Genomic DNA, 7,686 nt, shown 5'->3' with positions numbered 1-7,686 from the left:
GGCTCCGACGCCTCGGTGATGATCACCGGCGAATCCGGCACCGGCAAGGAAGTGCTGGCCCGCTACGTCCACACCCGCTCGGCTCGCGCCAAGCGCCCGTTCATTTCGATCAATTGCGCCGCGATCCCCGAGCACCTCCTGGAGTCCGAGCTGTTCGGCCACGAAAAGGGCGCGTTCACCGGCGCGGTCGCGCGCCGCATCGGCAAGTTCGAGGAGGCGACCGGCGGCACGCTGCTGCTCGACGAAATCTCCGAGATGGACGTCCGCCTGCAATCGAAATTGCTGCGCGCCATCCAGGAGCGCGAGATCGACCGCGTCGGCGGCACCAAGCCCGTGCCGGTAGACATCCGCATCATCGCGACCTCCAACCGCAATCTCGCTGACGCAGTGCGCGAAGGCACCTTCCGCGAGGACCTGCTGTTCCGCCTCAACGTCGTCAATCTGAAGATCCCACCGCTGCGCGAGCGTCCCGCCGACATCCTGGAGCTCGCCCAGCATTTCGTAAAGAAATATGCCGAGGCCAACGGCGTGCCGCTGCGCCCGATCTCGGCGGATGCCCGCCGCGTGCTCTCCGCCAACCGCTGGCAGGGCAACGTCCGCGAGCTGGAGAACACCATGCATCGCGCGGTGCTGATGGCGCAGGGCGACGAGATCGGCGCTGACGCTATCATCACGCCGGACGGCGACCGCCTCGACCTTGCGAGGACGCCGCCGGCAGTGGCGCATGCCACCATGGCCGCCGAGCAGGTAACGCGCGCGCTGGTCGGCCGCACTGTCGCCGACGTCGAGCGCGACCTGATCCTGGAGACGCTGAAGCACTGCCTCGGCAACCGGACCCATGCCGCCAACATCCTCGGAATCTCGATCCGCACGCTGCGCAACAAGCTCAACGAATATGCCGATGGCGGCATCCCGATCCCGCCCGCAGGCACGCCCGGCGAATATCCGCGGATGCCGATGGTGGGGGCGTAACAGCTCCCAGGCTGGTTGCGATTGCGAATGCCCGGGCCTGTCCCGGGCATTTTCGTTTGGCGTACACCAATACTCGCCCCGTCATCCTGAGGTGCGAAGCGCGCGATGCGAACGCATCGCGTGCGGAGCCTCGAAGGATGAACGGCCACCGCCGGGCCGTCGCCCTTCGAGGGCCGCTGAAGAGGCGGCCGCCTCAGAATGACGGATAACTCAGCACGCGGCGCAGAGCCGCATCGCATTCTCCGACTAGGTCGCGCCTGCGCCAGGCCCTATAACCTCGCCCGAGAACCACACCGAGGGACCACATGTCTGAAGCTCAGATCACGGACTGGCTGGCGTCGCAGAAGCAGGCGATGATCGACCTGCTGCGCGACGTCGTGAACATCGATTCCGGCTCCTACGACAAGGAGGGCGTCGATGCGGTCGGTGCGCGGTTCGAGCGGCACTTTGCCGAGCACGGCATACCGTGCCGGCGCGAGAGCCACGACACGTTCGGCGACGCGATCCATGCCGAGGTGGCAAAGCCCGGCAGCAACGAGCCGCCGGTGCTGTTGATGGGGCATCGCGACACCGTGTTCGGCAAGGGCGAGGCCGGGCGGCGGCCGTTCACGATCCGGGACGGCCGCGCCTATGGACCCGGTGTCGCCGACATGAAGTCCGGCCTCGTCATGAACGTGTTCGTCGCGACCGCCTTCCACAAGTTCGGCGGCTCACCGCATCCGATCAAGGTGCTGATCACCTCGGACGAAGAGATCGGCTCGCCCTCCTCGCGGCCGGTGATCGAGCGCGAGGGACGCAGCGCGCGCGCCGTGTTCAATTCCGAGCCGGGCCGCCCCACGGGCAACGTCGTGACAGGACGCAAGGGCGGCATCTTCATGCACATGGCCATCACCGGCAAGGCGGCCCATTCCGGTGCCAACTTCGCCGCCGGCGTCAGCGCGATCGGCGAGCTCGCGCACAAGATCGTGCAGATCCACGCGCTGACCGATCTCGACAAGGGCATCACGCTCAATGTCGGCCTGGTCTCGGGCGGACAGTCCGTCAACACGACGGCGCCCTATGCCGAGGGCCAGATTGATCTGCGCTATGTCGATCCGGCCGATCGCGCGCGGATCATGGGCGCGATCGAGACTATCGTTGCGACATCTTATGTGCCGGGCACCAATGCGACGCTGTCGATCAAGGGCGAGTTCGTGCCGGTGGTGCAGAGCGAGAAGTCGAAGGCGCTGTTCGAGAGCTACCAGGCCGCCGCAAGAGACGTCGGCCTTACCACGCTCGAGGGCGAATTCTCCGGCGGCTGCGCCGATTCCGGCTTCACCGCCGCCGTGGGCACGCCGACCATCTGCGGCCTCGGGCCGGTCGGCGGTCTCGCGCACACCCCGGAGGAATATCTCGAGGTCGACAGCATCGTGCCGCGCGCACAGACGCTCGCGCTGGCGATCTTGCGGGGGTAGTCCCGCACTCCGCCGTCATGCCCGGGCTTGACCCGGGCATCCACGTCTCTCGTCGCTCGTGGCTCTATGTGGATGGCCGGGACAAGCCCGGCCATGACGAGGAGAGAGTGTCGTCACGAATAACTCGGCGCGTCCGGCTTGCGGAAGATGTGGATGGGGTCGCCCGGCACGATCGGCGATCCCGAGAACATCGCGTAGGCGTAGAGGGCGAGATAGGCGATCGCGAGCGCGCCGATGGCGTAGAAGGCCCAGGTCGCGACGCGCTTCATCGTTCCGCTCCGTTGCCGTCCCGGCGGGACAGCCCGGGCCGCTTCTAGAGCGATGTGGCGGAAAAGGCCAGCCTCTGCGTCAACAGCCGCGGCGATCAGGTGCCGCGGCGGGTGAGTGCGGGAACGCTGACCTCCGCGAGCCGTGCCGCGTCTTCGTCCTGGTCGACCGCCAGATATTGGCCGTGCCAATAGGCCAGCGCGGCGGTGCGGGCCGAGGTCCTGATGGTCCTGACGCGACCGATGACGATGCCGTGGGAATGCCGCTCCAGGATCTCCTCGACCTCGCAGTCGAACGCCGAGAGCGCGCCGACCAGGAGCGGAACGCCCGAGGTCGCCGTCACCCACTGGCTGCCTGCAAAGCGATCGGCGCCCTTCAGCCCGCCCTTGCCGGCAAAGCGCTCGGCCACATCGAGCTGGTCGGCATTCAGGATATTCACGCCGAAGGCACCGTTGCGGCGGATCAGCGGAAACGAGGAGGCGTCGCGGTTGATGCTGACCAGCAGCGTCGGCGGCTCGACCGACAGCGAGGTGACCGAGGTCACCGTCATGCCGGTGATGTCCTTGCCCCGCCCGGCGGTGATGACGCTGACGCCGCCGGTGAGATGGCGCATGGCGCCGCGAAAATCGGCGGACGAGACGGGGATTTCGGTCATGAGATCGCGGGGCACTACATTCATGGCATTGCTCCCCGAAGCGGGATTCCCTCATATCTAGGTACGATCGTCTGCCGACAAAAGGTGGCTCAGGATCGAGCCTTCGAGGGCCGCAAGCTCGGCCGATCCGCGCTGGCGCGGCCGGGCGGCGTTGACCGTGACGTCATGGGCGATGCGCCCCTCGTCGATCACCAGCACGCGATCCGCCAGCGCGACCGCCTCGGAGACATCGTGGGTGACCAGGATCGCGGTGAAGCCCTGATCGCGCCAGACCCGCTCCAAGAGGCGCTGCATCGAGATGCGCGTCAGCGCATCCAGTGCGCCGAGCGGCTCGTCGAAGGCAAGCACGCGCGGGCGCGACACCAGCGCGCGGCCGAGCGCGACGCGCTGTTTCTGTCCGCCCGAGAGCACCGACGGCCATTGGTCGCGCTTGTCGGCGAGGCCGACCTCGATCAGCGCCTTCTCGGCACGGTCATGCGCATCCTTGGAAGCACGATCGCGGCCGAGCCCGACCTCGACATTGGCGAGCACGCGCGCCCAGGGCAAGAGCCGCGGCTCCTGAAACATCACGCGGATATCCTCGGGCTGGATATCCTGGCCGAAGCCGATGCTGCCGGCATCGATCTTGTCGAGGCCGGCGATCAGGCGCAGCAGTGTGCTCTTGCCGCAGCCGCTTTTGCCGACGATCGCAACGAACTGGCCGGCGGGGATGTGCAGGTCGATGCCGCGCAACACCTCGTTGTCGCCGAAGGATTTGCGCAAGCCGCGGATGCTGAGCGGCAGGCCGCTGGCCTGCAGCGGACGTTCCTCGCGCACCACGCGGGTGTGAGGCGCGAAATTGGCGCGGCTGGCGAGCTCGGTCTCGGGAAGAGAAGTACGAAGCGCTGTCTGCATGTGATTCCCGGTATGTCTCAACGTTTCTGGAAGGCGGGGTGCCAGGAGAGGGTCAGGCGCTCCAGCACGCGGGAGGCGCTGTCGGCGAGCTTGCCGAGCAAGGCATAGATCAGGATCGAGAGCACGACGACGTCGATCAGCATGAACTCGCGCGCCTGCATCGCCATGTAGCCTAGCCCTGAGGACGCGGCGATGGTCTCGGCGACGATCAGGGTCAGCCACATGATGCCGAGCGCGAAGCGGATGCCGACGAAGATCGAGGGTAGCGCGCCCGGAAAGATGACGCGGCGGAACAGCTCGCCGTCGGTCATACCGTAGATGCGGCCCATCTCGATCAGCTGCGGATCTACCGTGCGGATGCCGTGCAGCGTGTTGAGATAGATCGGGAAGAACACGCCCAGCGCCACCAGGAACAGCTTGGCGCTCTCGTCGATACCGAACCAGAGGATGACCAGCGGGATCAGCGCGAGATGCGGCACGTTGCGCACCATCTGCAGCGTGGTGTCGGTGAGCCTGGCCGACAGCTGCGACAGGCCGTTGGCAAGGCCGAAGGCGAAGCCGATGCCGCCCCCGATCAGGAAGCCGATCGAAGCGCGCCAGAACGAGACCCAGATGTTGCGGACGAGCTCGCCGGAAAGCAGCAGCTTCCAGCCCGCGAGCACGACGTCGCTCGGGGCCGGCAGCACCCGGGTCGGCACGAAGCCGGTGACGCTCGCGACCTGCCAGATCGCGATGATGGCGAGCGGCACGATCCACTGGATCAGGCCGTCGACGCGCGGCAGGCGGAAGCTGCGCGGAAGAGAAACGCTGTCGATCAGGCTCATGACTGCGACACCCGGTGCTGCGGACGGAAATCGCTGCCGACAGTCTCGCCGAACGGACCACCGTTGAAATGCAGCTTCGTCACGTTGGAAGGCTGCTCCAGCGCGAGCAGCGGGAAGACCAGCTCGGCGAAGCGGTAGGCTTCCTCCAGATGCGGGTAGCCCGACATGATGAAGGTATCGATACCGAGATCCTGATACTCCCTGATGCGGGCCGCGACGGTCTCGGCGTCGCCGACCAGCGCGGTGCCGGCGCCGCCGCGCACGAGGCCGACGCCGGCCCAGAGGTTGGGCGCGATCTCGAGCTTGTCGCGCCTGCCGCCATGAAGCTGCGCCATGCGCTGCTGGCCGACCGAGTCCATGCGGGCGAAGTTCTTCTGCGCCAGCGCGATGGTGTCGTCGCTGACATGCTTGATCAGCTCGTTCGCGGCGCGCCAGGCCTCCTCGTTGGTCTCACGGACGATGACGTGCAGGCGGATGCCGAAGGAGAGCTTTCTGCCGCGCGCTGCCGCGACCTCCCTCACCTTCGCGATCTTCTCGGCAACCAGCGCCGGCGGCTCGCCCCAGGTGAGATATTTGTCGACGGTGTCGACCGCGACGTCGATGCCCGCATCGGACGAGCCGCCGAAATACAACGGGGGCCGCGGCGACTGCACCGGAGGAAACAGCAGTTTGCCGCCCTCGACATGGATGTGCTTGCCTTCGGCGTTCACCGTCTTGCCGGCGAGCAGATCGCTGTAGACGTTCAGGAACTCGCGGGTGACCTCGTAGCGCTCGTCATGGCCGAGGAAGATGCCGTCGCCCTTGTTCTCGACGGGATCGCCGCCGGTGACGACGTTGACGAGGAGCCGGCCATTGCTGATGCGATCCAGTGTCGCCGTCATGCGCGCGGCGACGCTCGGCGATTGCAGGCCGGGACGGACCGCCACGAGATAGCGCAGCCGCTCGGTGAACGGCGCGACACTCGAGGCGACGATCCAGGAATCCTCGCATGACCGGCCGGTCGGCAGCAGCACGCCGAAATAGCCGAGTTGGTCGGCGGCCTGCGCGATCTGGCGCAGATAGTTAAAATTGACCTCGCGGCCGCCGATGCCGGTGCCGAGATAGCGGCCATCGCCGTGCGTCGGCAGGAACCAAAGGATGTTGGCGTTGGGTTGCTTGCTCATCGATGTGCCCCTAGCCGTAGGTCGTGCCGACGGCGGCGGCGACGATGCCGATCGACAGCACGATGGCCGCGATCAGACGCTGGATGATACGTCTCATGTTCAAACCCTTGTGGATGGGAAGATTGGTCGGCACGGTCAGGCTGCCGGGTTGCGCCAGACGATGTCGCGAATGACGATCGGCTTCGGGATCAGGCCGAGCTTGTAGAAGCGGTCGGCGACGCCCTGCTGGGTCGTGACGATCTCCTCGGTGACGGGGCCGACCACGAAGTTCGCGCGGTTGGCCGCGACGGTCTGGATGTCCAAGGGAACGCCGGTGATCGCGGCGAGCGATTTGGCGACCTCGTCGCGGTGCTGCTCGGCCCATTGGCCCGCCGCAGTCGTCACGTCGACGATCTGTTGCAGGATGGCGCCATGGTTCTTCGCGAACTCGCGGTTGGCGATGTAGAAGGAATTGGTCTTGGTGACCTCGTGCGAGTTGATCAGGATGCGGCCGTTCTGCTTGGTCTCGCCGATCGCGAAATAGGGATCCCAGATCGCCCAGGCCTCGATGCTCCCATTGGCGAAGGCAGGGCCGGCGTCGGGCGGGGTCAGGTAGACCGGCGTGATGTCCGCATAGGTGAGTCCAGCCTTCTCCAGCGTCTGCACCACGACGTTGTGGGCGCTGGAGCCCTTGGTGAAGCCGATGCGCTTCCCCTTGAGATCGGCGATGCCCCGGATCGGCGAATCCTTGGGCACCAGGATGCCCTGGCCGTTGGTGATGGGCTGGCCGGCAGCATAGACGATCGCGGCTCCCGCGGCCTGCGCGAACACTGGCGGGGAATCGCCGACGGCGCCGAAATCGACGCTGCCGACGTTCATGGCTTCCATCATCGGCGGCCCCGAGGAGAACTCGATCCATTTCACCTCGATGCCGCGCGGGGTAAAATGTTTTTCCAAGGCGGCCTGCTGACGCGTGATGACCAGAACGCCTGTCTTCTGATAGCCGATGCGAATTTCCTTCACCGCCGCGCCTTGCGCAATGGCGGGCGAAGCGAGCGCAGCGGCGGCCGCAGTTCCAACCGAAAGCTTCAGAAAGTCCCGACGCTGCATACGACACTCCCGGCCGCGCGCGGCCATCACCATCCGTCTTCGGGAATGATGGTGCGGGTCAGCAGAGGTGTCGAGACGTCCGGGAAAATAGCGATGCCAGCACTGCCGTGCATGCTGCGCGCGTGATTAATCTTTCATGCGGCGGAGCGTATGAGGATGGAATTTTTCTGCACGCGAATGTGACCATCGCGGGCTCGTAACAAGAAATGCGAAAACAACCCCATGCACAGTAGCCGGGGCGTGCAAGAACAATGACTTACGATTTATCCGAAATCTATTTGACCCGTCGGGCAAAACAGGGGCAGAATGGCATGATCGCAAAGGTGGATCGGGGGGGCTCACCGGCCTAGCGCCACCTCACCGGCAGA

9 protein-coding genes are annotated in these 7,686 nt (G+C 66.0%); 2 read left to right on the top strand and 7 right to left on the bottom strand.

Annotated features, from left to right (window positions below; genetic code table 11):
• The coding region (locus tag JHD07_RS27400) for a sigma-54 dependent transcriptional regulator (protein ID WP_291627742.1) at positions 1-972 on the top strand (972 nt) is incomplete at its 5' end.
• 305 nt (positions 973-1,277) lie between these two features.
• Positions 1,278-2,426: a M20 family metallopeptidase gene (locus JHD07_RS27395; protein ID WP_291627740.1), complete on the top strand. Its 1,149-nt coding sequence runs from the start codon at positions 1,278-1,280 to the stop codon at positions 2,424-2,426.
• A gap of 113 nt (positions 2,427-2,539) precedes the next feature.
• On the opposite strand, the gene JHD07_RS27390 is transcribed toward JHD07_RS27395, so the two are convergent.
• The 7 genes from JHD07_RS27390 to JHD07_RS27360 all read right to left on the bottom strand — a co-directional run bounded on the left by JHD07_RS27390 (position 2,540) and on the right by JHD07_RS27360 (position 7,318).
• Positions 2,540-2,695 (bottom strand): hypothetical protein, encoded by a 156-nt coding sequence (locus tag JHD07_RS27390; protein ID WP_025034230.1) that lies wholly within the window; start codon positions 2,693-2,695, stop codon positions 2,540-2,542.
• A 95-nt stretch (positions 2,696-2,790) separates the two neighbouring features.
• Positions 2,791-3,372: a flavin reductase family protein gene (locus tag JHD07_RS27385; RefSeq protein ID WP_291627736.1), complete on the bottom strand. Its 582-nt coding sequence runs from the start codon at positions 3,370-3,372 to the stop codon at positions 2,791-2,793.
• 33 nt (positions 3,373-3,405) lie between these two features.
• Positions 3,406-4,242 carry an ATP-binding cassette domain-containing protein gene (locus JHD07_RS27380; protein WP_291627734.1) on the bottom strand — a complete coding sequence of 279 codons (837 nt, stop codon included), beginning with the start codon at positions 4,240-4,242 and terminating at the stop codon, positions 3,406-3,408.
• Positions 4,243-4,259: 17 nt separating this feature from the next.
• The gene (gene ssuC / locus JHD07_RS27375) at positions 4,260-5,066 is read right to left on the bottom strand and encodes an aliphatic sulfonate ABC transporter permease SsuC (protein WP_291627732.1); all 807 of its coding nucleotides are present in this window, start codon (positions 5,064-5,066) and stop codon (positions 4,260-4,262) included.
• Positions 5,063-6,229 carry an FMNH2-dependent alkanesulfonate monooxygenase gene (ssuD, locus tag JHD07_RS27370; protein ID WP_291627730.1) on the bottom strand — a complete coding sequence of 389 codons (1,167 nt, stop codon included), beginning with the start codon at positions 6,227-6,229 and terminating at the stop codon, positions 5,063-5,065. Before ssuD ends, ssuC begins: the two co-directional genes overlap by 4 nt.
• Before the next feature lie 10 nt (positions 6,230-6,239).
• Complete coding sequence (locus JHD07_RS27365; RefSeq protein WP_291627728.1) at positions 6,240-6,362, bottom strand: hypothetical protein; 123 nt, start codon at positions 6,360-6,362, stop codon at positions 6,240-6,242.
• A 2-nt stretch (positions 6,363-6,364) separates the two neighbouring features.
• Positions 6,365-7,318 (bottom strand): sulfonate ABC transporter substrate-binding protein, encoded by a 954-nt coding sequence (locus JHD07_RS27360; protein WP_291627726.1) that lies wholly within the window; start codon positions 7,316-7,318, stop codon positions 6,365-6,367.
• Between the last annotated feature and the right edge of the window lie 368 nt (positions 7,319-7,686).

The organism is Bradyrhizobium sp. (genome assembly GCF_016462955.1).
GTDB lineage: Bacteria > Pseudomonadota > Alphaproteobacteria > Rhizobiales > Xanthobacteraceae > Bradyrhizobium.
Note: the sequence above shows the minus strand (reverse complement) of the source record. Positions and strands in the feature narration are given on the sequence as shown.

Bases quoted from the DNA above. Each gene is read 5' to 3' on its own strand.
- JHD07_RS27395 (WP_291627740.1), top strand. From the start codon at position 1,278: ATGTCTGAAGCTCAGATCACGGACTGGCTGGCGTCGCAGAAGCAGGCG.
- JHD07_RS27390 (WP_025034230.1), bottom strand. From the start codon at position 2,695: ATGAAGCGCGTCGCGACCTGGGCCTTCTACGCCATCGGCGCGCTCGCG.
- JHD07_RS27385 (WP_291627736.1), bottom strand. From the start codon at position 3,372: ATGAATGTAGTGCCCCGCGATCTCATGACCGAAATCCCCGTCTCGTCC.
- JHD07_RS27380 (WP_291627734.1), bottom strand. From the start codon at position 4,242: ATGCAGACAGCGCTTCGTACTTCTCTTCCCGAGACCGAGCTCGCCAGC.
- ssuC (WP_291627732.1), bottom strand. From the start codon at position 5,066: ATGAGCCTGATCGACAGCGTTTCTCTTCCGCGCAGCTTCCGCCTGCCG.
- ssuD (WP_291627730.1), bottom strand. From the start codon at position 6,229: ATGAGCAAGCAACCCAACGCCAACATCCTTTGGTTCCTGCCGACGCAC.
- JHD07_RS27360 (WP_291627726.1), bottom strand. From the start codon at position 7,318: ATGCAGCGTCGGGACTTTCTGAAGCTTTCGGTTGGAACTGCGGCCGCC.